The organism is Halorubrum kocurii JCM 14978 (assembly GCF_000337355.1).
Classification (GTDB): domain Archaea; phylum Halobacteriota; class Halobacteria; order Halobacteriales; family Haloferacaceae; genus Halorubrum; species Halorubrum kocurii.
Genome location: NZ_AOJH01000065.1, coordinates 16,341 through 38,909 on the forward strand (window position 1 = coordinate 16,341; position 22,569 = coordinate 38,909).

Annotated in this window: 18 protein-coding genes and 1 pseudogene; 7 read left to right on the plus strand and 12 right to left on the minus strand. The window is 71.4% G+C overall.

Translation table 11 applies throughout. From position 1 onward, the window contains the following. Positions 1–50: 50 nt before the first annotated feature. Both C468_RS10140 and C468_RS10145 read right to left on the minus strand, forming a co-directional pair. Complete coding sequence (locus C468_RS10140) at positions 51–884, minus strand: ABC transporter permease (protein WP_008848790.1); 834 nt, start codon at positions 882–884, stop codon at positions 51–53. Then, positions 881–2,020 carry an ABC transporter ATP-binding protein gene (locus C468_RS10145; protein ID WP_008848791.1) on the minus strand — a complete coding sequence of 380 codons (1,140 nt, stop codon included), beginning with the start codon at positions 2,018–2,020 and terminating at the stop codon, positions 881–883. The genes C468_RS10140 and C468_RS10145 overlap by 4 nt, the downstream gene beginning before the upstream one ends. 62 nt (positions 2,021–2,082) lie before the next feature. On the opposite strand from C468_RS10145, the gene C468_RS10150 reads away from it, so the two are divergent. Further along, positions 2,083–2,547: a hypothetical protein gene (locus tag C468_RS10150; RefSeq protein WP_008848792.1), complete on the plus strand. Its 465-nt coding sequence runs from the start codon at positions 2,083–2,085 to the stop codon at positions 2,545–2,547. 33 nt (positions 2,548–2,580) lie between these two features. Here C468_RS10150 and C468_RS10155 read toward each other — a convergent pair whose 3' ends face one another. The 4 genes from C468_RS10155 to C468_RS10170 all read right to left on the minus strand — a co-directional run bounded on the left by C468_RS10155 (position 2,581) and on the right by C468_RS10170 (position 9,619). Next, complete coding sequence (locus C468_RS10155) at positions 2,581–3,525, minus strand: ABC transporter substrate-binding protein (RefSeq protein WP_008848793.1); 945 nt, start codon at positions 3,523–3,525, stop codon at positions 2,581–2,583. Between the two features lie 95 nt (positions 3,526–3,620). Further along, positions 3,621–4,223 (minus strand): class I SAM-dependent methyltransferase, encoded by a 603-nt coding sequence (locus tag C468_RS10160; RefSeq protein ID WP_008848794.1) that lies wholly within the window; start codon positions 4,221–4,223, stop codon positions 3,621–3,623. 122 nt (positions 4,224–4,345) lie between these two features. Next, positions 4,346–6,130: an L-lactate permease gene (locus C468_RS10165; protein ID WP_008848795.1), complete on the minus strand. Its 1,785-nt coding sequence runs from the start codon at positions 6,128–6,130 to the stop codon at positions 4,346–4,348. A 387-nt stretch (positions 6,131–6,517) separates the two neighbouring features. Next, complete coding sequence (locus C468_RS10170; protein WP_008848796.1) at positions 6,518–9,619, minus strand: FAD-binding and (Fe-S)-binding domain-containing protein; 3,102 nt, start codon at positions 9,617–9,619, stop codon at positions 6,518–6,520. Positions 9,620–9,724: 105 nt separating this feature from the next. Between C468_RS10170 and C468_RS10175 the strand changes: the two genes are divergently transcribed. Further along, a complete protein-coding gene (locus C468_RS10175) occupies positions 9,725–10,093 on the plus strand; it encodes a VOC family protein (RefSeq protein ID WP_008848797.1) in 369 nt (122 codons plus the stop codon). Between the two features lie 549 nt (positions 10,094–10,642). On the opposite strand, the gene C468_RS10180 is transcribed toward C468_RS10175, so the two are convergent. The 5 genes from C468_RS10180 to C468_RS10195 all read right to left on the minus strand — a co-directional run bounded on the left by C468_RS10180 (position 10,643) and on the right by C468_RS10195 (position 14,544). Beyond that, a complete protein-coding gene (locus C468_RS10180; protein ID WP_008848798.1) occupies positions 10,643–11,554 on the minus strand; it encodes an HpcH/HpaI aldolase/citrate lyase family protein in 912 nt (303 codons plus the stop codon). Between the two features lie 157 nt (positions 11,555–11,711). Next, entirely contained in the window at positions 11,712–11,894 is a 183-nt protein-coding gene (locus C468_RS10185) for a hypothetical protein (RefSeq protein WP_008848799.1), read from the minus strand. A gap of 272 nt (positions 11,895–12,166) precedes the next feature. Continuing rightward, the gene (locus tag C468_RS18625) at positions 12,167–12,334 is read right to left on the minus strand and encodes a hypothetical protein (RefSeq protein ID WP_169330903.1); all 168 of its coding nucleotides are present in this window, start codon (positions 12,332–12,334) and stop codon (positions 12,167–12,169) included. Positions 12,335–12,408: 74 nt separating this feature from the next. Continuing rightward, entirely contained in the window at positions 12,409–13,449 is a 1,041-nt protein-coding gene (locus C468_RS10190; protein ID WP_008848800.1) for a zinc-dependent alcohol dehydrogenase family protein, read from the minus strand. Positions 13,450–13,485: 36 nt separating this feature from the next. After that, the gene (locus tag C468_RS10195; RefSeq protein ID WP_008848801.1) at positions 13,486–14,544 is read right to left on the minus strand and encodes a glycosyltransferase; all 1,059 of its coding nucleotides are present in this window, start codon (positions 14,542–14,544) and stop codon (positions 13,486–13,488) included. Between the two features lie 283 nt (positions 14,545–14,827). Here C468_RS10195 and C468_RS10200 point away from each other — a divergent pair. Next, a pseudogene (locus C468_RS10200) lies at positions 14,828–17,157 on the plus strand (type II/IV secretion system ATPase subunit). Beyond that, positions 17,154–19,130 carry a type II secretion system F family protein gene (locus C468_RS10205; RefSeq protein WP_008848802.1) on the plus strand — a complete coding sequence of 659 codons (1,977 nt, stop codon included), beginning with the start codon at positions 17,154–17,156 and terminating at the stop codon, positions 19,128–19,130. The pseudogene C468_RS10200 and the gene C468_RS10205 overlap by 4 nt, the downstream one beginning before the upstream one ends. Positions 19,131–19,176: 46 nt before the next feature. Here C468_RS10205 and C468_RS10210 read toward each other — a convergent pair whose 3' ends face one another. Then, positions 19,177–19,437, minus strand: coding sequence for a hypothetical protein (locus tag C468_RS10210; protein ID WP_008848803.1), 261 nt, complete (start codon positions 19,435–19,437; stop codon positions 19,177–19,179). A 156-nt stretch (positions 19,438–19,593) separates the two neighbouring features. Between C468_RS10210 and C468_RS10215 the strand changes: the two genes are divergently transcribed. The 3 genes from C468_RS10215 to C468_RS10225 all read left to right on the plus strand — a co-directional run bounded on the left by C468_RS10215 (position 19,594) and on the right by C468_RS10225 (position 22,564). Continuing rightward, entirely contained in the window at positions 19,594–20,013 is a 420-nt protein-coding gene (locus tag C468_RS10215; protein WP_008848804.1) for a DUF4260 domain-containing protein, read from the plus strand. Positions 20,014–20,174: 161 nt separating this feature from the next. Further along, positions 20,175–21,254, plus strand: a complete 1,080-nt coding sequence (locus C468_RS10220; RefSeq protein ID WP_008848805.1) for a nicotinate-nucleotide--dimethylbenzimidazole phosphoribosyltransferase — start codon at positions 20,175–20,177, stop codon at positions 21,252–21,254. Next, positions 21,251–22,564 carry a cobyrinic acid a,c-diamide synthase gene (locus C468_RS10225; RefSeq protein WP_008848806.1) on the plus strand — a complete coding sequence of 438 codons (1,314 nt, stop codon included), beginning with the start codon at positions 21,251–21,253 and terminating at the stop codon, positions 22,562–22,564. Before C468_RS10220 ends, C468_RS10225 begins: the two co-directional genes overlap by 4 nt. The last annotated feature ends 5 nt before the right edge of the window (positions 22,565–22,569 follow it).

Below are 22,569 nucleotides of genomic sequence, written 5' to 3' on the forward strand. Positions count from 1 at the left end.
GTCCTGGCGGCTCGTTGAGCGCGACGGGCCTCGGTGCGACCCGCGCCGCCTCAGTAGTCCCCGAGTACGCCGAGGCGCCGCGCCCGCCGCGTCGCGTAGTGGAAGACGACGTAGCCGCCGAGGAGGTAGCCGGCGGCGACGGCGACGAGGAGCCCGATGTCTGCGAGGCCGAACTCCCACAGCCGGACGCCGTCGACCATCGCCCGCTGGAGCATCGCGCTCCCGTGGGCTAGGGGGAGAAAGCGGGTCCACGGCGCGTCGAGGACCGGCGCCGAGATCAGCGCGACGAAGCCGAACTGCAGCAGGTTCAGCCAGTTGCCGATCCGCTTGTAGAGGACCGTCACCCCGCCCGCGGCGAAGCCGAGGCCGAGGACCGAGGTGATCGCCAGTCCCGCGACGGGGACGACCGTGAGCGGGTCGAGGCTGAGCCGGGTCCCGGTGAGCAGCAGCATGACGGCGAGCACGACCGCGCTCGTGAGGAACGTCCGGATCACCTTCGCGACTCCTTTAAATAGGGCGACCGGCGCGAACCCGAACGGCGTGGTGATGTGCCGCTCTAAGGTCCCCCACTGGACCTCGCTGCCGATGTCGTTCGACACCGACGAGTAGGCGCCGACCGACAGCGTCCACAGGAAGTAGCCGACGATGATCCCCGACAGCGAGTCGGTGAGCGCCTGCCCGGCCAGCAGCCGGCCGCCGTAGAAGAGGACGCCGAAGAAGAACAGCGCGACGACGATCCCCCCGATCGCGTTCGCCGGGTACCGGACGAAGATCAGGTACTCGCGGTAGAGGACGGCCCGCGCGAGGTGGTAGTACGTGGCCGGCCGCGGCTCGTCGATAGGGTCGGCGGCGGCCGACGACGGGATGTCCTCGCCGCCGCTCACGACGACCGCCCCCGCGGTTCCGCCGCTGTTCGATCGTCTCCGACCGTTCCGCTCCCGCCCGACTCCATGCCGGTGAGGTCGACGAACACCTCTTCCAGCTCCGGGCGGACGGTCCTGACGTCCTCCACCGTGACGCCGGCCTCGCGGAGCGCGTCCATGAGGTCGTACAGGGCGTCGCCCGCGGCGGCGACCTCGACGGCCGTCGAGCCGCGCCCGTCGCGCCCGGCTGCACCGGGACCGGCCTCGACCGCTCGCACGTCGAACCGCTCCCGGAGGGTCGCGACGACCCTGTCGTCGATGTCGGCGCTGACGACCCGGACGACGTCGCGCTCGGTCCCGGAGAGGAGGGCCCCGACGGTGTCGTCGGCGACGATCCGCCCGTTCGCCATCATCACCACGCGGTCGCAGACGTCCTCGATGACGCCCATGTCGTGGCTGCTGAGCACGATGGTGAGCCCCTCCTCCCGCGCGAGCCGGCGGAGCTCCCGGCGGAGCGTCCGGGAGCTCTCGACGTCGAGCCCGAGCGTCGGCTCGTCGAGGAAGACGAGGTCCGCGCCCCCGGCGAGCACACTCGCCAGCGACACCTTCTGTTTCATCCCTCGCGAGAGGTCCCGGACCGGCGTGTCGGCCTTCGCCGTCAGCTCGAGCCGGTCGAGCAGCCGGTCGTGGCGGGCCTGCACCGAGTCCGGGTCGACGCCAGCGATCGTGGCGAAGTACCGCAGGTTCTCCCGGACGGTGAGCCGCCAGTAGTCGTTGCGCGCGCCCTCTAACATCGCGTCGACGTTCGCGTAGGCCGCCCGGCGGCCGTCGCCCACGTCCGTCCCGAACACCCGGACCGAGCCGGCGTCGGGGAGGACGATCCCGAGCGCGCACTTGATAAGGGTCGTCTTGCCGGCGCCGTTCGGCCCGAGGAGCCCGACGATCGAGCCGCGCTCGACGGTGAGGCTCACGTCGTCGACCGCGAGGACGGACGCCTCTCCGGACCCGAACCGCTTCGAGACGCCCTCGATCGCGAGCGCCGGCGGGGAGGAGTCCGCCGGGGCGTCGGGTCCTGCGTCGTCACGACCGGCGCCGTCGCGCCGAGAGTCATCGCGCTCGCGTGGTCCGCCGCGGTCGTTCGCCGCGCTGCGTGCCATCGGCCGCTCGTACGTGCCGAGCGCGGATATATCCGCGTCCGGCGGCTACCCCGGAGCACACGATGGACCTCGATCGGTTCGCGACGGACGCGCCGGCCGACGACGCGCCCGGCGACGCGCGGGTCTGCGTCGTCGCGACGCGACCGGACACCTTCGAGCGCTGTCGCGGCGGGGTCTATCCGGCGCCGCGGTCGTACGACCGCACCCGCGCCGGCTTCGACTACATGGCCTTCTACCGGACCGCGCCCGTCTCGGCGATCACCCACTACGCCCGCGTCGTCGACCGGATCGAGCAGACTCGCGGCGAGCCCGGGCCGATGGACGACGCGGACTGGGCGGCGCTGATCGACCCCGTCTCCGCGGAGCGGGTCGTCGTCGTCTTCGAGCTCGAGGAGTTGGTCCCGCTCGACTCGCCGGTCGAGAACGACGCGAACGGGGTGCGCGGCGCGTGGTACTGTACGGTCGAGGACCTGCGCGCGGCGGCCACGCTCTCGGCGCTCCGCGACCGGACGGGTCGCGGGGAGTGAGACGAGGCCAGCCCGGGCGGTCGGAGGGCCGGCTCACCCGCCGTCGGCGCGGGCGGACCGGACCGCGGCGTCATCGACGCGCGCGATCCGGTCGTTCTCGGCGGGCGGCGTCGCGGCGTCGTCGGGATGGAGACAGGCGAACAGCGCTTCCAGCGAGTCGACGAGCCGGTGACTCGGGCGGTTGAAGAGCGCGTTCCCGTCGACCGCGTACACCCGGTCGTCGGCGACCGCGGCGATGTCCCGCCAGCCGGGACGACCGGCGAGGTCGGCCACCGCCTCGACGGCGCGGTCGCGATCGAAGCCGCAGGGAGCGACGACGAGCGCCTCGGGGTCGGACGTGCGCACGTCGTCCCACGCCACCGGCTCGGAGGCGCCGTCGGGCTGGAAGGACGGGTCCCCGCCCGCCATCTCCACCATGTCGCGGACCCAGTGACCGGCCCGGAGCGGCGGGTCGGTCCAGTCGAGGACCGCGGTTCGAGGACGGCCCTCGTCGGCGATGGTGTCGGTCGCGCGCTCGCGGACGCGCTCGACGCGAGCCGTCAGTCGGTCGGTGAGCGCCGCGGCTGCGTCGGGGCGGTCGACCGCCTCGCCGAGGCGAGTCACGTCGCCGAGGACGTCCTCGAACGAGTGCGGGTCGAGCGTCAGCACTTCGGGCGCGGGGGCGAGCGAGGCCACGGCCTCGTGAACCGCGCCCGCGTCGACCGCACAGACGTCACACGTCGCCTGCGTGACGACGAGGTCCGGCTCCAGCGCGGCGAGCCGGTCAACGTCGAGATCGTAGACGGCGCCGTCGACCGACCGCATCTGGGCGTCGATGTCGGCGGCAGAGCGGTCCGCGTGGTCGACGACGGTGCTCGTAAGTGTCGGCAGATCGCGGGCCGCGGGCGGGTGGTCGCAGCTGTGCGAGACGCCGATCGGCTCGACGCCGAGCGCGCACAGCGTCTCCGTGGCGGAGGGGAGCAGCGTAGCGACGCGCATACCGACCGTGGGCGGGCCGGAGCGAAAAGCGCTCCGCCGGACTCACTCGGCCGAGAGCCTCGCCGCGGTCCCGCCGCCGTCTCTGGTCGCGCCGGTCACTCCCCGCCGAGCGTCGCGAAGACGAACTCGGTGTTGCTCCCGAGCGGGTCGGTCGCGGTCGTCGTCTCGACCTCCTCGAAGCCCGCCTCGCGGAGCTGCGCGAGAGTGCGGTCGCGGCCCGGCGCCGAGAAGAACATGCGACCGCCCATCCAGCCGCGGCGCACCGTCTCGAACCGGCCGCCCGGCAGGGTCATCAGGAGCCGACCGCCCGGCCGGAGGACGCGCGCGAACTCCTCGTACACCGTCGGGTGCCGGTCGCGCTCGACGTGAAACACCGCGTGATACGCCGTGATCCCGTCGAACCGGTCGGCGTCGAACGGCAGCGCGGACATCTCGCCGTGGACGAGCCGCGCGCCCGGCACCGCTTCGGCCGCGAGGTCGAGCCCGCGCCGCGAGACGTCGAGCCCGACGCTGCCGGCCGGGAGGTTCGCGAGCGTCCGCGCGCCGTCGCCGCAGCCGACGTCGAGGATGTTCGGGTCGGACGGGAGCCCGGCGAGCAGGTCGTCGATCAGCGCGGCGTCGGAGCCGTCCGGGTCGCGACGGGCGGCGTACGTCGCCGCCACGTCCTCCCACGCGCGCCGCACGTCGTTGCGGTCCATGAGCGAGGTTGGGGCGCGAGCGGCATGACTGCTCGGGCGAAACGCGGTCGCCGCCAGTGCTGTCGTCGGACGTGTCGCCGCGGAAAATGCCGCCGTCGAGAAAAATGTCCCCGCTGAGGACCTCAGAACGTCCCCGGCACCACCACGTACGCGAGAATCAGCGTGAGGATGCCGGTCGCGACCCCGTAGTACAGCACCGGTATCAGCTCCAGTCGGATGACGCGCCCTTCCTCGCCGATGAGGCCGACGACGGTGAGCGCGGCCACGACGTTGTGGATGGCGATGAGGTTACCGATCGCCCCACCGACCGCCTGCGCGGCGACCACGATCTGGGTCGGGGCGCCGATCTGCTGGGCCGCCTCGAACTGGAAGAGGCCGAACAGGATGTCGCTGACCGTGTTCGAACCGGCGATGAACGCGCCGAACGCCCCGATGAACCCCGAGAAGAACGGGAACGCTTGCCCGGTGAGATTCGCCGTCTCCTGAGACAGTAGCTGTAGCATGCCCAGATCGACGGTTTCGACGCCGTTGATCACGACGTCGGCACCGGTCTTCTGCATGATCATTACCGTCGCGACGGCGAACCACAGGGCGATGACCGCCGGGATGATGTTCCTGACGGCTTCACCCCACGAGTCTTTGATCCCCTGGGCGTCCATGTCGTGGAGCCCGTACGTCACGACCGCGACCACCACGAACAGCGACCCCGGGAGGTAGAGCATCTCGATGCCCTCGGAGAACGGCGTTCCGAGGATGTTGTTCCACGCGATGACGCCGGTCGACGACAGGAAGCTCTGCACGGGACCGACGACCCGGGTCACGATCAGCAGGGCCGCGACGAGGATGTAGGGAGCCCACGCCATCCCGAGCGACATGTCCTGACTGTGCATCTCCTCGAAGCGGCTCGTTCCGCCGTCGGTCGCGACACGCTGGCCGGAGCTGGAGTCGCCCATCCCCGTTCCGGGCTCGATCTTGCCGATCCAGTGGTCCGGCCACTGGTCTTGCGGTCCGAAGTCCCACTCCTCTTCCGGGATGAAGTAGCCCGCACGCAGCGTCGAGCCGACGACGAGCAGGCCGATCATCGCACCCAGCAGTCCCGGGAACGTCGGGCCGAGGAAGTACGCCGTCAGGAGGTACGGAACAACGAAGGCGCCCCACGCGAACAGCGTCAGCGGGAGCACTTCGATGGCGGGCTTGAGCGAGCGCTCCTCGCCGAAGAAGCGAGTCATCATCGCCACGCCGATGAACGGAATCGCGATGCCCACGATGGCGTGGATGACTGCGGCCCAGAATCCGATCTGGGCGACGTAGGCGCCGACGCTCTCGAACCCGCCGTTCTGGACGACGGCGTACGCGGCCGTGCCGGCCTCTGTCGGGTCCTGCCCGAAGACGACGTCCTCGAACCCGATGATAAGCGGCGTCCCGACCGCGCCGAAGGTAATCGCGAGGATGTTTCCGGTCAGGGCGACGACCACCGCGGCCAGCGGCGGGAAGCCGAGCCCGACCAGCAGCGGGCCGACGATCGCGGCCGGCGTCCCGAATCCGGCCGCCCCCTCGATGAACGACCCCATCAGGAACACGAGCAGGATGACCTGCACGCGCCTGTCGTCGCTGATCGAGGAGAAGCCCGCGTTGATGACTTCGAACGCTCCCGACTGCTTGAGCGTGTACAACAGCAGTATCGCGCCGAACACGATGACGAGAATTCGCGTCGCCGTCAACGCCCCGCGGATAGAGGCCGCCGCGATCAGCGTCGGAGACATCTCCCACCCGACGTACGCGCCCACGGCCGCGATACCCCACGCGATGGGCATCGTGATCGTCGCCGGCTGGTACAGGCCGACCATGATGATCGCAATCGCCGCGAGCGGCAGCAGGGCCAGCAGAATGAGCAGCGGGTCAGCCACAAACACCACCTCCGAAACCTACGCTGGAGTCGTCATTCCGACTCGCGATACCCCAAGGGCCCACCCACCCGTGAACCCGTCTCTTGAGTTTGCCACGAAGTGGCATATCTGGGGCGTCTCAATCTCATCAATTAAATCTACTGGAAACAATAATTATAGTCACCTCGCGATCATCCTCGAAAACGGAGCAATCGAAGTGTTTGAGCCTGACGTTGACAGACTTCGTATATGTAATGTAACTTGGATAACAATCGATAGCGTCGCCTGAGAGGACGGCGACGACGCGTCGGCACTGGCGACAGCGCGCCACCGCAGACGGGAAAACGGGTGATTCTAACAACGACGGGCGGTTCCAACGCGAGTGCACACGCGAGCAGCGACGCCGCCTCAGTCGTCAGCGGGCGACGGGCTCGTCGCGTCGTCGGCGCCCGCGTCGGCGACGGCGTCGGGTGCGGGGCCGGTCACTGCCTCGGCGACCTTCTCGATCGGGTGCGGCGGGTTCTCCTCCGCCCCGTCGCGGTCGCCGAGCTGCGACCGACAGGAGGCGCCCGGCGCCGTCACCGTCTCGCCGCCGCTCTCCTCGACCTGGTCGAAGAGGATCCGCCCGATCGCCTTCGAGAGGTCGTAGTGCTCCGACTCGTAGCCGAACGAGCCCGCCATTCCGCAGCAGGAGGAGTCGAGCGGGTCCACGTCGTAGCCGGCCCTGCGGAGCACGCCGACCGCGTGGTGGTCCTTGTTCGTCGCCTTCTGGTTGCAGTGGCCGTGGTACGTGAGGGACTCCCCGGGCGCGTCGAAGGCCAGGCGCTCGTCGATCCGTCCGACGTCGAGGTACTCCAGGACGCCGGACGCCGCGGCCGACACGGCCTCAACCTCCTCCCCGTCGAGCAGATCGAGGTACTCGTCCTGGAACATCACCGCGTCCGAGGGCTCGACGAAGACGACCGACTGTCCGTCGCGGACGCGGGGCACGAGCGCCGCGACGTTGGTCTCGGCGCGCTCGCGGGCCTCGTCGAGGAACCCCGTCGAGAACGCCGCCCGCCCCGACGGCGCCAGATCGTCAGGCACCTCCACGCGAACGCCGGCCGCTTCCAGCACCTCGACGGCCGCCTTGCCGGCGGCCGGGTAGCTGTAGTTGGTGTAGGTGTCGGGGAACAGCGCGACCGTGTCGACCGCCTCCTCGGGCGCGACCGCCGACCCGCCGCGGGACTCGAACCACTCCTCGAAGCTGGTCGACCGGAACGTCGGCAGCTCGCGGTCCGGGGCGATCCCCGCGACCGCGTCCATCACCGCGCGGGCGCCGGGGACCTTCGTCGCCGCGTTCGACACGGGCGCGAGCGTACTCCCGAGCGCCGAGAAGCGGTCGATGTCCCGGAAGATCCGCTCGCGGAGCCCCGACCCCTCCTCCTCGTGGTGTTCGTGTTTCACCTCGGCCTTGAGCTTCGCGAGGTCGACGCCGGTCGGACAGTCGCTTTGACACCCCTTACAGCCGACGCAGAGCCCGAGCACCTCCTCTTGGAACCGGTCGGAGTGGATCTCGTCGTCGTCGAGGTCGCCGCTGATCGCGGCCCGGAGCATGTTCGCCCGGCCCCGAGTCGCCTGGATCTCCTCCTCGGACGCGCGGTAAGTCGGGCACATCACGCCGGAGTCCGTCTCCCGGCAGGTGCCGCAGCCGTTACACAGCTCGACGAGGTGGGTGAATCCTCCCTCGTCGGCGAAGTCCAGCTCGGTCTGCGGCTCGATCGACTGGTACTCCGGGCCGTACCGGAGGTTCTCGCGCATGTCCGTGTCGGCGGCGGTGTCGGGGTAGCCGCGCTCGGCGGCCGTCTCGCCGTCGACGTAGACGACCTTCCCGGGGTTCATCCGCCACTCGGGGTCGAACGTCGACTTGAGCTCCTGGAACGCGCTCCAGAGCGCCTCCCCGTACATCTTGGGGTTGAACTCGGTGCGCGCGAGACCGTCGCCGTGCTCGCCCGAGAAGGCGCCGTGGTGCTCCAAGACGAGGTCGGTGACGTCGTCGGCGATCGAGTGCATCTTCTCGACGCCCTCCTCCTCTTTCAGCGAGAGGATCGGTCGGATGTGGAGGGTGCCGCTTCCGGCGTGCGCGAAGTACGCGGCCGAAGTGTTGTGGTCGGTGAGGACCTCCTCGAACTGCCCGACGTACTCCGCGAGCTCCTCGGGCGGCACCGTCGCGTCCTCGATGAACGGGTACGGCTTCGGATCGCCCTGCATGCTCATCAAGAGGGGAATGGCCGCCTTCCGGAGGTTCCAGAGGTCGGCTTGGGCCTCGTCGGTGTACGCCTCTAACACGTCGAACGCGTCGCCCTCCTCGACGAAGTGCGCGTTCGTGTCGGCGACGGCGTCCTCGAAGTCGTCGACGAGCTCGGAGTCCCACTCCAGCATGAGCGCCGCCGTGGCGCGGTCCGGGATCGGCTCGGCGTACTGGGCGAACTCCTGCGAGTCGGCGGCGAGCGAGAACACCTCGTCGTCCATCAGCTCGACCGCGCTCACCGGGAACTCCAGCGCCTCGGGGACCGCCTTCATCGCGTCGACCAGCGAGTCGAAGGTGTACAGCGCGAGCGCCGTCTCCTCGGGGCGGGTGACGAGCGACACCTCGGCCTCGACGATCGTGCCGAGCGTCCCCTCGGCGCCGACGAACAGCTTCGTGAGGTTGATCACCTCCTCGCCGTCGTCGTTCTCGTAGATGACCTTGTGGAGGTTGTAGCCCGAGACGGAGCGCTTGAGGTTCGGGTACCGCTCGTCGATCTCGGCCTCGTTCTCCTCGACGAGCCGGCGCGTGGTCTCGTACAGCGCCGCCTCCCGGTCGTCCTTCGAGACGATCTCCTCGTACTCCGGCGAGTCGAGGGCGACCTCGCGCGTGTGGATCAGCGAGCCGTCAGCGAGCACGACCCGCAGCTCCTCCGTGTACGCGTCGGTGATCCCGTACCGCACCGAGTGCGCGCCCGTCGAGTTGTTCCCGATACCTCCCACGACGGTCGCCCGCGCGGAGGACGCCGGGTCGGGCGCGAACTTCAGCCCGTCTTCGGCCAGCCGGTCGTCGAGGTGGTCCTGCACGACGCCGGGCTGGACGACGGCTCGGCGCTCGTCGGGGCGGACCTCGCGGATCTCGTCCAGATGCGTCGAGAAGTCGAGCACGACGCAGCCCGGGCCGACGCTCTGCCCGGCCAGCGAGGACCCGGTTCCCCGCGGGATGACGGGGACTCCGTGGTCGGCCGCGACCTCCATCGTCGCCTGCACGTCCTCGACCGACCGCGGGATCACGACGCCGGCCGGGCGCGCCTGATAGATGCTTCCGTCGGTCGCGTACAGCACCTGCGCGTACTCGTCGAACTGGACGTCGCCGTCGACGCGCTCGCGGAGGTCCGCCGCGAGCGACCGGTAGGCCGGCACGTCCGGTCGGTCGTGACCGAGCGCGGCCGCCGACGTGTCCAAGTCGGGCGTGTCACTCCCCCGCGTGGGCTCAGTTGCCATACCGTAACCGGGGGTCGAACCGTGAATAAAACCTTTGTTAATGATAGTTTTGCGGGCGGGTGCGACCCCGCCGGGATTTATTGCGTCGCCGTGCGACCGCGGGGCATGGAGATACTCCACACGTGTCTCAACGTGGCCGACGCCGACCGCGCCGCCGACTGGTACGTCGAGCAGCTCGGGTTCGAGCGCTCTTGGGAGTTCACGACCGCCGACGGCGACACGCGCAACGTGTACGTCGCCGACGACGCCGGCGTCGAGTTCCAGCTGTCCGACACCGACGGCGCGGAGCCGAGCGCGGACGGCGACCGCTACGACCACGTCGCCGTCGGCGTCGACGACGTCGACGCGGCGTTCGATCGAATCGACCACCACGGCGTCGTGAAGGAGCCCGGCGACCAGCCGGAGGCCGGCGCGCGGACCGCGTTCGTGAAGGACCCCGACGGGCACGCGGTCGAGCTGATCGAACCCTTATAAATCGGGTCGGCGATCGAGGGGTGAGTTTCTAACTGACTCCGGAGCGTTGCAGGCGGTCGTACAGACGCCGTCGACGGCGTGGTGAACACCGCCAAAGCCCCAGCCGGGAGGACGGCGCACGCTCGCCGCGCGCTTCAGTCGCTCGCGTTGCTCGCTCCTTCCAGTGCTTACGTCTCCTGCGCCGTCCTCCCGGCAGCGAGGCGCTTCGCGCCTCTGGAAGCCGGTGGCTACGCCGCCGGCGACTGCCCCTTTGAGTCCCACCCCGCACAGCGACCGCACCTCACACCTCCCCAGCCTCGTCGCTCGCCAGAGGCGAGCGACTCCCTCGCGCGTGCTCCTCGCGGTCGCCGATGGCGACCGCTCGGACGCGCGCGCCACCGCGCTGTTGTTTATAAGCGATCGTCGCAGTCGCTCACGTTTTTAAATACACCCTCGTCACGGACAGATCGCAACCCCCGCTCCCGTCATCGACCGCTGTCGCTCCGAGATGCGGTCGCCGCGAAAAAATCGGTGTGTCGGAGGTCCGCGGTCGAGCGTTCGGTCGACCGATTACAGGATGTCGGCGGCCTCGGCCGTCTCGACGATGTCCTGGGCCATCTTGTTGGTCGCCTCGTCGACCATCTGGCCGTCGACGCTCACGGCGCCTTTGCCCTCCTCCATCGCCTCGGCGTAGGCGTCGACGATGCGCTTGGCGCGGTCGGCCGTCTCCGGGTCCGGCGCGAACACTTCGTTGCCGATCTCGATCTGCGAGGGGTGGATCGCCCACTTGCCGTCGCAGCCGATCATGTTGGCGTTCTCGGCGGACTCGCGGAAGCCGTCGGCGTCCTCGATGTCGGCGTACGGGCCGTCGAGACACGGCAGGCCGGCCGACTTCGCCGCGGAGTTACACTCCGAGAGGGCGTGGTGCCAGTAGTGGCCGGGGTACTCTGGGAACTGGCCGATGTCCAGTCCGGGCGTCCCCATCGCCGCGGAGTAGTCGCCCGGCCCGAAGATGATCGACGAGAGCCGGTCGGAGGCGTGCGCGATGTCGTGGACGTTGTGGATCCCCTCGCCGTCCTCGATCTGGGGTTCGAGGCCGATGCCGCCGACCTCCAGCCCGTTGTTCTCCTCGACCTGTGCGAGCAGGTTCTCGACGGTGTGGATGTCGCTGGCGGACTTCACCTTCGGCACGATGATGTCGTCGATGAACTCGCCGGCCTCGCCGACGACCGTGATCAGGTCGTCGTACCACCACTTGGTGTCGATGCCGTTCATCCGGAAGCTGAGGACCTTGTCGCTCCAGTCCTCCTCGCGGGCGGCCTCGATGAGCGGCTCGCGAGCGTCCGGCTTGGCGTTCGGGGCCACGGAGTCTTCAAGATCGAGGAACACCTCGTCTGCGTCGCTGTCGGCCGCCGAGTGCATCATTTTCTCGTCGCTCGCCGGGGTCGCCAACTGGGTTCGGCGAAGAGTGACGTCGGTCATGTTTAGCGAATCTATCACGCTTGTCCATGAAAATAAAGCTACCTTACGCGGGGGTATTTTCTCTGAGTATGAAGCGAGTAAATGTGTGGCACGGGCGGCCGGTAACAGGTGGTGAACGAACGCGGTGCCCCGCGGTCCACCCGTTGCGGCCGGTGAGTCAACGGTCCACGCGTCGGACGGCGGCCACGATCAGCAGGGCGATGATGAATGCCCCGATCACCGCGCCGAGCGTGGTCAGCGAGAAGAGGCCGGGCTCCTCGACCGGAGCGGCCTCGGCTGCTCGCGACAACGCAACCACGGGCAGCATCACGATTGCGGCGTGGTGCTGCAAGCGTACCATCTGCTACCACCCGTCGGTTGTTCCGCCTCGCATAGAGCGTCCGTAGACATACGGATACTCGTATACTTCGTCGTGGAGATGTCTCGATGAAGTAGCGGGGGAGGTGTAGTATTTCGCCGCCAGAACCGTCGTTTCTGTCTACTGAAACGTCTTCAGGTACACCCTGAACCGAGGTTTCAGTCGCTGTGCTGCGGGATACGGAATCGGTGCTCAGCGCGGGGTCGGTCGCGAAAAAATCGTCGGGGTTCGAGGCGAAGTCGGCCCCGGCCGCGTCAGTCGTCGGCCGGGGGGCGCGGTTCGGCCGGCGGCTCTGGCTCGTCCGCCGGGTCGTCCACGGCCTCGGCATCGGCGAACTCGTCGGAACGCCTATCCGCCTCCTCGGACCGGTGGCGCTCCCGGAGTTCCTCGACCGAGCGCGCCTCGGAGTAGTGATGACACATGACAACTATTGCCATGGAGTGCCCGCAGATAAGGATTACGCCGGGACCGGGAGAGAGAGACCGAACCGGGTCGTTTAGGGCTTCACGAGCACTTTGATCGCCTCGCGCTCGTCCATCATGCGGTACCCCTCGGCGACCTCGTCGAGTCCGACCGTCTCGGTGAAAATGGGGGCGGGATCGAGCGTCCCCTGCAGCACGTCGCCCATCAGCTCCTCGGCGTACGCGCGGACCGGCGCGACCCCGCCGGAGAGCGTCACGTTGCCGCCGAACATCCCGAACACGTCGAGGCCTTCCTCCTCGACGCCGTAGGGAACCCCGACGTAGCCGACGGTGCCGCCGGGACGGACGACGTCGATGGCGGTGTTCATCGCGCTCGCGGCGCCGACGCACTCCATCACGTGGTTCGGGCCGCCGTGGGTCAGTTCGCGGACGCGCTCGACGGCGGCCTCGCCGCGCTCGGAGACGGTCTCGGTGGCGCCGAACTCCGCGGCGAGGTCGAGGCGGTCCCCGTGGTGGCCGACCGCGACGATCCGCTCGGCGCCGAGCCGGCGGGCCGCGAGGACGCCGCAGAGCCCGACCGCGCCGTCGCCGATGACGGCCACGGTCGAGCCGGCCTCGACCCCCGCGCTCACGGCCGCGTGGTGGCCGGTGCCCATCACGTCGGTCAGCGGGAGCAGCGACCGGAGCGTCTCCTCGTCGTCGGCGAACCGGTCGGGGACCCGGACGAGCGTGCCGTCGGCGTGGGTCGACCGGACGTACTCGCCCTGCGCGCCGCCGTTGTCGCCGCCCCACGAGTCGCCGTTCTCACAGGAGGTGTGGAGCCCCTTCCGGCAGAACTCGCACTCGCCGCAGGAGATCGCGAAGGGGGCGAGCACGCGGTCTCCAGGGTCCACGGAGGTGACCGCGTCGCCGACCGCCTCGACGATCCCCATCGGCTCGTGGCCGACCGGGGACCCGGGGTCGCGGTCGCTGTCGCCGCGGTAGAACCAGAGGTCGGAGCCGCAGACAGCGGTATGGGTCACCCGAACGATCGCGTCGGTCGGGGCCTCGATCTCGGGGCGGGGTCGCTCCTCGACGCCGATGTCGCCGGGGCCGTTGAAAATGGCGGCGCGCATACCGCGGCTCAGAGCGGCTCGCAGAAAAGCGCGGCGTCACCGGTCTCTTCGACACTGAGCAGCGCCACCGGTCTCGTCCGTCTCGACTCCCGCGGGACCGAGGTTGTTCGCGTCGTCGGGGAGGTCTCGGGCGGACCCGCCGTCTGTCGCGACCTCCTCGCCGCGGTCGCAGACGGTCACGTCGTACAGCGACGGCCACCGGTATCGGCGCCCGCTCCACTCGAACTCGACGCGGACGAGCCCGTAGCACAGCAGCGCGAGGGCGAGGGCGTACCCCGGCACCGCGAGGAGGAACGTCCAGCGGCGAACGCCGAGCGCCGCGTACGCCGCCGCGGCGACCCCGGTCACCAACGGGACGGTGACGAGCGGTGCGAACAGCGCTCCGAGAACGACGGCCAGCGACAGCAGCGCCCTGGACGCGATCCCGGCGGGACCGAGGTACAGGCCCATCCGCGTCCACCGCACCCGCCGGGCCAGCGTCCCGCGGAGGGTGCCGTCGACGGGCATCTCGCGCACGAGCGAGCGCGACGCCTCGACCCCGTCGGCCCGCTCCGCCAGCAGGGCGTCGTCGCCTATCGTCCGCCGGAGGTCGGCGACGAACGCGCCGAGGTCGATATCGCCGCGCCGGAACGCCATCGTCCCGCCCCAGACGCCCGTGTCGAAGCGGACGGTCGCCGCGACGCCCACGACGCTGGAGGGCTCCAGCAGCTTGCCGAGCGGCCCCTCGCTCGCCAGCACCGGCGCCGTCGAGAGCACGTGCCCGTCGGGGACCCGCGCGAGACGCCGCCGGACGGTGTCAACCCATTCGTCGCCGTGCTCGAAGTCGGCGTCCGTGCACACCAACCGGTCGTGCGTCGCGCGCTCCAGCCCCGCCGCCAGCGCGTTGCACTTCGCCGAGCAGCCCTCCGGCTCCCCGGCGACGACGACCGTCGCGGCGCGCTCCGCGGCCGCCTCGACGACGGGGTCCGTCGACCGGTCGCAGACGACGATGAACTCGTCCGCCGGCGTCGTCTGCGCCGTCAGCTCGTCGCACGCGCCGGTCCACTCCCGCGTCGGCAACACGACGCTCACCGGCGCCGCCGGGTCGTACCCCATCACTGGGTCGTCGTGTATCGGAAGCAAATATCCACCGGTGGACCGCGCCGTCCGCCGGTCCCGCGCGGGCCCCGCGCCGGTCAGAGGCGGTCGCGGACGCGGATCTCTGTTCGGTGATTCCCCGTTTATACTATCTGAAATAACTAAGATACTCGAGAAGAAAACGCTTAACAGATTCACCGGGCGACCCGCGAACGAGCACAATGACGACGAGGCGCGGCGGACCGAAGAGGTGCGGCGGACCGAAGAGGTGCGGCGGATCGACGGCGAGAGGGGCCGAGCCGTGAGCGACGGGCCGACCCTCCGGATCGTCGACGACGCGGACGACGACCCGGGCGGCGCGGTCCCCGCGCCGGTGCCGCCGGACGACCCCGAGGCGTGGTACGCGCCGGACGTGCGCGCGCAGTACGAATCGGCGCCCGGGGTCGTCGTGACCGTCCGCGAGCGCGACGGCGGCCGGTTCGGCTACGACGCGCGCGAGCCGCCGCTGTCGGCGGNGGCGAGCGCGCGCTCGACCGCGTCCGCGACCACTTCTCCGGGGTGCGCCACCGTCGCCCGCTCACGCGGGTCGGCGTGAACGAGCGCGCCGAGGCGGGGTTCGAGCCGAAGTACGAGCGCGCGCTCGACCGACTGCTCGACGCGAGCGCGGCGGCGCGCCGCCGGATCGACTACCACGCGCTGCGGGACCTCCGGCTCCTCGGCGACGTGACGCCCCTCGCCTTAGACGACCGGATCGAGGTGGCCGACGTTGGCGACGAGCGCGAGCTGGTCGTCCACACCGAGACGTTCGCGCCCCTAGAGACCGGCCTCGACGCCGACGCCGAGTACGTCGAGCGCGTCGCCGCCGAGCGGCTCGCCCGGTACACCGTCGGCTTCGCCGGGCTCTCCGTCGAGGTGGTCGTCGCCCGCGAGCGACTGCTCGGCTCCGACGCCTTCGAGACGAAGTACGCCGTCCGCGAGCCAGACCTCCTCCCGGGCGACGAGGCGCTGATCGAGGAGTGCAAGGAGCGCATCTGGGAGACGACCGTCAACGGCGTCGTCGACGACCGCGAGGCGTTCGTCGCCGAGCACGCCCGGCGGTTCCTCTCGCGGCGGCTCACCGCGCGGAACACCCGCGCGTGGCTCGGCGCGGCGGCCCACCGGGTCCGCTCCGCGCTGGCCGACCGCGGGCTCGCCGTCCCGCCGGTCGACTCGCGGTACGCCCACGACCGGCTCGACGACCTGGCGTACTACGTGCTGCGCGACTTCGTCGGCGAGGGGATCTTAACGATCCCCATCCGCGACCCGAACCTGGAGGACGTGGAGGCGAACCGCGTCGGCGAGCGCGTGAAGGTCGTCCCGCGGACGTCGATCCTGCGGGGGGCCGACGGCGGACGCTCCGCCGAAGCCGGCCGGCGCGTCCCGACCAACCTCGCGTTCGACGACGAGACCGCGTTCGTCAACGTCGTCACCGGCTTGGCGGCCCGAGACGGGACCGAACTCAACGCGTCGACGCCGTCGGCGAAGGTGAACCTCGACGTCGACGGCGTCGACGAGACGATACGGTGCGCGGTGGCGCTTCCGGTCATCTCGGAGGGCGGGCCGCACGTCTCGATCCGCAAGCAGAGCGCGGACGCCCTGACGCCCGTCGATCTGGTCGACCGGGGCACGATCTCGCCCGACCTGGTCACCCTGCTGTGGCTGCTGTACGAGCACCGCGGGGTCGTCCTCTTCGCCGGGCCGACCGGGGTGGGGAAGACGACCTTGCTCAACGCGCACACGCCCTTCATCCCGTTCGACGACCGGCCGGTGTCGATCGACGAGGGGTCCCGCGAGGTCCGGCTCCCGCACGAGACCGGGGTGTCGCTCACGACGCGCGACCACGAGGACGCGTATAAGGCCGTGAGCATGTCGGAGCTGATGGCCGAGGCGAACTACCTCAACCCGGACGTGGAGGTGATCGCCGAGATCAACACGCCCGCGAGCTTCGAGACGTTCGCGGAGACCCTGAATACGGGGCACGGCGTGATCGGGACCACGCACGCCGAGGACGTGGAGGCGCTCGTCAACCGCGTGATCGAGCGCGGGCTCCCCGCCTACCTCCTCCGCGAGGTCGATCTGGTCGTCTTCCCGCGGCAGGTCGACGGCGAGCGCTACGTCTCGCGGGCGGTCGAGCCGCTCTCCGAGGCGGAGTACGAGGCGCTCGACCCGGAGGCGACGCGCAGCCCCACGGGGAACCCCAAACACGGCGGCGCCGGTGTCGTGGACAAGGGGGCGGAGGCCGTGTACTACAACACGGTCGCGTGGCGCGACGCCGACGGCGAGTTCCGGTTCCCGGGCGCGCCGGGCCGGTCGTCGACCGGCGGCTCCGGAGCGGACGCGGGCGCTGACCCGGCCGCTCCCGGCGACGGGCGGCGCCTCCACGCGCTCGCTCGCGTCGCCGACCACACCGACCGCGACGTCGACGCCGTCGAGTCCGAGTTCGCGTCCAAGCGGCGGTACGTCGAGTACCTCGTCCGCGAGGGGGTCGACGACTTCGACGCGCTGTTCGAGTTCCTCGCCGACCTCCGGACCGACGAGGCGGCGACCGTCGAGCGGGCCGCCCGCACGATGGGCGGGGAGGGACGCTCGTGAGCGGGGAGTCGCAGACGGGAACCGACGCCGCGGGCGGCAGCCGCGCCCTCGACGCGGCCGAGGCCGACGGGTTCACCCGGGCCGGCGGCTCCTCGGTGGTCGACCGCGTCCTGTACGCCCTGTTCGCGCGCCACGCGAGCGACCGCCGGCACGACGCCGACCGGAAGCGGTACCGCGGGACCGCGCTCGACACGGGGTTCGAGACGCACCTGTCGCGGGTGTACGGGCTCTCGTGGGTCGTCTGCGTCGCCGTCGCCGCCCCCTCGCTGCTCGTCGCCGCGTCGGTCGCCCCGGACCTGCTCGCGGCGGCCGACGCCCGGATCGGCGCGCGTTTGCCGGTCTCGATCGGGTCGCTGCCGGCCGACCGGGTCGCCGTCGCCGTCGCGGGGACCGCCGGGCTCCTCGCGAAGCGCGCGACGATCCGGCTCGGCGGGATCCACCTCCGATGGCTCACGGCGACGCGCCGGACCGACATCGAGCGGACCCTCCCGCCCGCGGTCCGCTACCTCGAACTGCTCGCGGCCGGGAGCGACGGCCCACGCGAGATGGTCGAGAAGGCCGCCGCGAACGACGCCTACGGCGGAACGGCGACCTCGCTGCGGAAGGCGCTCAACGCCGCGCGGCTCGCCGGGAGCCTCGACGAGGGGCTCCGTCGCGTCGCCCGCGACACCCCCTCGCGGGAGCTGCTCGCGCCGTTCCTCCTCAAGTTCCGCAAGCACGCGGCCACCGGCGACGCGGCGCTCGCGGAGTTCCTCCGGACGGAGCGCCGGATGCTCGCGCACCGACAGGACCGGGCCCGGAAGCGCGCGCGGCGGTTCTTAGAGCTGCTCACGGAGCTGTTCGTCCTCGTGTTGGTGTTGCCGGCGCTGCTCGTCATCGCGGCGACCGCGCTCACGGTCGTCGTCCCCGAACTCCTCCCCCCGGTCGACACGCCGGTCGGGGTGGTGCCGACGCGGGCGGTCGTCCTCTACGGCGCCGTCACCTTCCTCGTCGCCATCGGCCTCGCCGGCGCGGTCGCGGTCGGTACGCTCCGCCCGCCGAGCCAGCGCGCGAGCTACGACCTGCCGGCGACGCCCCGGAAGATCCTCGCCTCGGCCGGGCGCAACCCGGCGAGCGCCGCCGTCGTCTGCGCGCCCCCCGCGGTCCTGTTCGCGCTCGCCCTCGCGCTCGCCGGCTACACCCTCGTCAACGTCGGACTGCTCTCGTACGCGGCGTTCGCGGTCCCCGTCGGCGCCGTTGCGGGGAGACGCACCCGGATCGACGACGCGAGGGACCGCGAGCTGGCCGACTTCGTCCACGCCGTCTCGGGCCACGTCGCGCAGGGCCGGCCGTTCCCCGCGGCGGTCGAGGCGGTCGCGCGCGACGCGGACCTCGGCGTCCTCGACGACGACGTGGCGGACCTCGCGTTCGCGCTCCGGTCGACGACTGCGGCCGGGGGCGCGGGGGGAACGGTAGCGCCGACCGAGTCGGCGCCCCCGACCGACGTCCGCGAGGCCGCGATCGACCGGTTCGTCGACCGCGTCGGGACCCCGCTGGCCGAGGGGACGCTCGGGCTCGTCACCGGGGCCCTGAACGCCGGCAGCGACGCCGACGCCGTCTTCGAGACGCTCCGCATCGAGGTGGGTCGGCTCTACAGCGAGCAGCGCGCGCTCCGCTCGTCGATGCACCCGTACGTCGCGGTCGGCTGGGCGGCGGCCGCGCTGGTCGCGGCGGTCGTCGCCGTCGTCAACACGCAGGTGATCGACGCCGCGCGCCTCGCCGGCCTCGCCGGCGCCACCGACCTCGTGACCGAGCCGGAGACGGTCCACCCGGACCTCGAGCGCTTCCGGCTGTACGTCGTCACGCAGGCGACGATGCTCGCGTCCGGCTGGTTCGCCGGCACCGCCTCTCGGGGGCGCTACGCCGCGCTGCTCCACTCCGGGCTGCTCGTGGGGCTCTGCTACGTCGCCTTCACGCTCGGCGGGCTTTTATAAATGTGAGCGCTCGGAGACCGTTCCCGCCGCCGCGGATCCGACGCGTTCACCCGTCGGCGAGCTGGATCCCCCGCGCGACGACGTACAGCAACACGACGCCGACGCCGACGGCGATGACGAACTGCGAGACGAGGGTGAAAAAGCCGGCGAGCAGCCGGTTGGAACTGACCAACAGCGTGAGCAGGAACGGAAGGAGCGCCAGCGCTCCGAAGAGGACGACGAGCCCCGCGACGGGGAACGCTTCGGCGCGAATCTGACCCAGGTCGAGCTCTCCGGATTCCCGATCGATGAACGGTGGCGAAGGCATGACCGCTACATGTCGTCGAAAGGACATCACGTTCCCGGTGGTCGGAGTCCGTTGGAGGTGGGGAGAGCGTGTCGGGCGGTCTCTGAGCCCGGCTAGCACGGTTCAGTACGCGTATATTTCTCTCCCCGCCGTATCCGTGTCCATGGAGTCCGTGTGATGCGCCCGGAGCTGATTCTCCGGTCGGAGTGGGCGGGACTGTTCGGAGCGGCGACCGCGGCATATTTCGCGCTCGGGGGGCCACTGTGGCTGTTCGCGGTGCTGGCGCTCGCCCCCGACGTGTCGATGCTGGCGTACCTCGCCGGCCCGCGCCTCGGCAGCAGCGTTTACAACGCGTTCCACACGTCCCTCGCCCCCCTAGCGCTCGGCGCGGCGGGGGCGTGGCTGGGCGCGACGCCGCTCGTGTGGGTCGCGCTCGTCTGGGCCGCGCACGTCGGCGCCGACCGAGCCGTCGGCTACGGACTGAAGTACCCGACCGGATTCAAACGGAGCCACCTATCGCCCGGGACTGACCGAGACGCGTCGACCGCGGATCCCGGGAGAGCCGTCCCAGACGCGGCGGCCACCGGGAAGAACTGATCGACGCGGCGACTGTCGGCAAGCACTGACCGACGCCGCGCCGCCGGCGGCTCTCGACCCGACCGATTAAAGTCGACTTGTGCTAACCAACCGCTAGTGGTTATCATCGAGGGAGACGCCGGCGGACGGGCTCGACCGACGCTGTCAGCGGGAGGTGCCGCGTGACCGACGTGACCCTCGCGGTCGTCGCGGGGACGACCGCGACCGCCGCGATCGACGGGATCAGCGCCGCGGGCGCGGACCCCGAGCTGCGGAGACACACCCCGAGCGCCGACCTCGAGATCGTCGCCGACGGGCGACCGGCCCCCGACTCGGCCGTTCCGGTCAGCCCCTCCGGCTGTCCGACCCCGGCGGTCGTCACCCGCGCCGTCCGCGAGCTCGTCGGGTTCGAGTTCGTCGGGGTCGACGCGGGGCTCGCGGTCCCGACGTCGCCGACGGAGGCGCCGGTCCTCGACGCGGGCGCGGCGCCCGGCGGCGACGTGCGCGACCCGGAGCCCGTCCCGGACGCGGCGGCGATTTTTAAGCGGGCGCGCGGGCTGGCGCCGGAGGTAGTTGCGGGACAAAAAGCGAGTACCGAGGCGAGCGATGCCGACCCCGAACTCCTCGTCGCCGAGACGGTCCCCGGCGGCACGACGACCGCGCTCGGCGTCCTCACCGCGCTCGGCGAGCGCCCGGCGGTCTCCTCGTCGCTGCCGGCGAACCCCCTCGGAACCAAGCGCGCGGTCGTCGACGAGGGGCTGGACGCGAGCGGCCTCGCCGCCGGCGACGCGGCCGACGCCCCGCTCGACGCGATCCGGCTGATGGGCGACCCCGTGCTCGCGGCGGCCGCCGGCCTCGCGGTCGGCGCGGTCGAGCGCGGCGTGCCGGTCACGCTCGCGGGCGGGACCCAGATGGCGGCCGTCGCCGCGCTCGCGCGACACGCGGGCGTCGAGCGCCGGCTCCCGCTCGCGACCACCTCGTTCGTCGCCGACGACCCCTCCGCCGACGTGAGCGCGCTCGCGGACGACCTCGGGCTGCGGCTCGCCGCGACCGACCCGGCGTTCGACGAGAGCGACCACCCGGCGATGGCGGCGTACGCCCGCGGGGAGGCGAAGGAGGGCGTCGGAATGGGCGGGGCGCTGGCCCTCTCCGAGCGCGCCGGCGTCTCCGCCGCCGACGTGCGCGACCGCGTGGCGTCGATCACCGACCGCCTGCTGGCCGAGCGGGAGGCCGGAAGCGCGACGGGGGGCGCCCCTCGATGAGGGGCCTCGTCCTCGGCGGCACCGCCTCCGGCGTCGGCAAGACGGTCGCGACGCTCGCGGCGATCCGGGCGCTGGAAGCCGCCGGCCACGACGTCCAGCCGGCGAAGGCCGGCCCCGACTTCATCGACCCGAGCCACCACGAACACGTCGCGGGGCGCCCCTCGCGCACGCTCGACCTGTGGTTACAGGGGGAGGCGGGACTCCGCCGGAACTACGACCGCGGCGAGGGCGACGTCTGCGTCGTCGAGGGCGTCATGGGGCTGTACGACGGCGACGAGTCGAGCACCGCCGCGGTCGCCGAGGCGCTCGGCCTCCCGGTCGTCCTCGTGGTCGACGCGAGCGCGGGGATGGAGAGCGTCGCGGCGACCGCGCTCGGCTTTCGAACCTACGCCGACCGGATCGGGCGCGACGTCGACGTTGTCGGCGTCATCGCCCAGCGCGCGCACGGCGGGCGCCACGCCGACGGGATCCGCGAGGCGCTCCCGGACGAGGTCGCGTATCTCGGCCGGGTTCCGCCGAACGACAATTTATCGGTTCCCGACCGCCACCTCGGCCTGCACATGGGCGACGAGTCGCCCGTCCCCACCGACGCGCTCGACGCGGCCGCCGAGGGGCTCCGGACCGACCGGCTCGTCGATATCGCTCGGGAGCCCGCGGGCGCGGCGGAGCCGACCGAGGCGACGCCGGCCCAGCCCGACGCCGACCGCCCCCGCGTCGCGGTCGCCCGCGACGACGCCTTCCGGTTCGCGTACCCGGCGACGATCGAGCGCTTACGCGAGCGGGCGACCGTCGAGGCGTTCTCCCCGCTTGCGGGCGACTCGCTCCCGCCCTGCGACGGCGTCTACCTCCCCGGCGGCTACCCGGAGCTCCACGCCGCGAAACTGGCGGCGAGCCCGGCGCTCGGCGAGGTCGCGAGCGCGGCCGCCGAGGGGACTCCCGTGCTCGGCGAGTGCGGCGGACTGATGACGCTCGCCGAGTCGCTGACGACCGTCGACGGCGAGACGCACGCGATGGCCGGCGCCCTCCCGGCCGACGTGCGAATGCGCGACCGGTATCGGGCGCTCGACCACGTCGAGCTGCGGGCGACGCGGGACGCGCCGACGGCCTCGGCGGGCGCGACGCTGCGCGGCCACGAGTTCCACTACTCGGACGCCGACGCCGCGACCGACGCCCGGTTCGCCTTCGACGTGGAGCGCGGGACCGGGATCGACGGCGACCGCGACGGCCTGATCGAACACCGAACGCTCGGAACGTACTGTCACGTCCACCCGGAGAGCGGGGCGTTCGACGCGTTCCTCGACGGGCTGTGACCGCG

Bases quoted from the DNA above. Each gene is read 5' to 3' on its own strand.
- C468_RS10145 (WP_008848791.1), bottom strand. From the start codon at position 2,020: ATGGCACGCAGCGCGGCGAACGACCGCGGCGGACCACGCGAGCGCGAT.
- C468_RS10150 (WP_008848792.1), top strand. From the start codon at position 2,083: ATGGACCTCGATCGGTTCGCGACGGACGCGCCGGCCGACGACGCGCCC.
- C468_RS10155 (WP_008848793.1), bottom strand. From the start codon at position 3,525: ATGCGCGTCGCTACGCTGCTCCCCTCCGCCACGGAGACGCTGTGCGCG.
- C468_RS10160 (WP_008848794.1), bottom strand. From the start codon at position 4,223: ATGGACCGCAACGACGTGCGGCGCGCGTGGGAGGACGTGGCGGCGACG.
- C468_RS10170 (WP_008848796.1), bottom strand. From the start codon at position 9,619: ATGGCAACTGAGCCCACGCGGGGGAGTGACACGCCCGACTTGGACACG.
- C468_RS10175 (WP_008848797.1), top strand. From the start codon at position 9,725: ATGGAGATACTCCACACGTGTCTCAACGTGGCCGACGCCGACCGCGCC.
- C468_RS10180 (WP_008848798.1), bottom strand. From the start codon at position 11,554: ATGACCGACGTCACTCTTCGCCGAACCCAGTTGGCGACCCCGGCGAGC.
- C468_RS10185 (WP_008848799.1), bottom strand. From the start codon at position 11,894: ATGGTACGCTTGCAGCACCACGCCGCAATCGTGATGCTGCCCGTGGTT.
- C468_RS18625 (WP_169330903.1), bottom strand. From the start codon at position 12,334: ATGTGTCATCACTACTCCGAGGCGCGCTCGGTCGAGGAACTCCGGGAG.
- C468_RS10190 (WP_008848800.1), bottom strand. From the start codon at position 13,449: ATGCGCGCCGCCATTTTCAACGGCCCCGGCGACATCGGCGTCGAGGAG.
- C468_RS10195 (WP_008848801.1), bottom strand. From the start codon at position 14,544: ATGGGGTACGACCCGGCGGCGCCGGTGAGCGTCGTGTTGCCGACGCGG.
- C468_RS10210 (WP_008848803.1), bottom strand. From the start codon at position 19,437: ATGCCTTCGCCACCGTTCATCGATCGGGAATCCGGAGAGCTCGACCTG.
- C468_RS10215 (WP_008848804.1), top strand. From the start codon at position 19,594: ATGCGCCCGGAGCTGATTCTCCGGTCGGAGTGGGCGGGACTGTTCGGA.
- C468_RS10225 (WP_008848806.1), top strand. From the start codon at position 21,251: ATGAGGGGCCTCGTCCTCGGCGGCACCGCCTCCGGCGTCGGCAAGACG.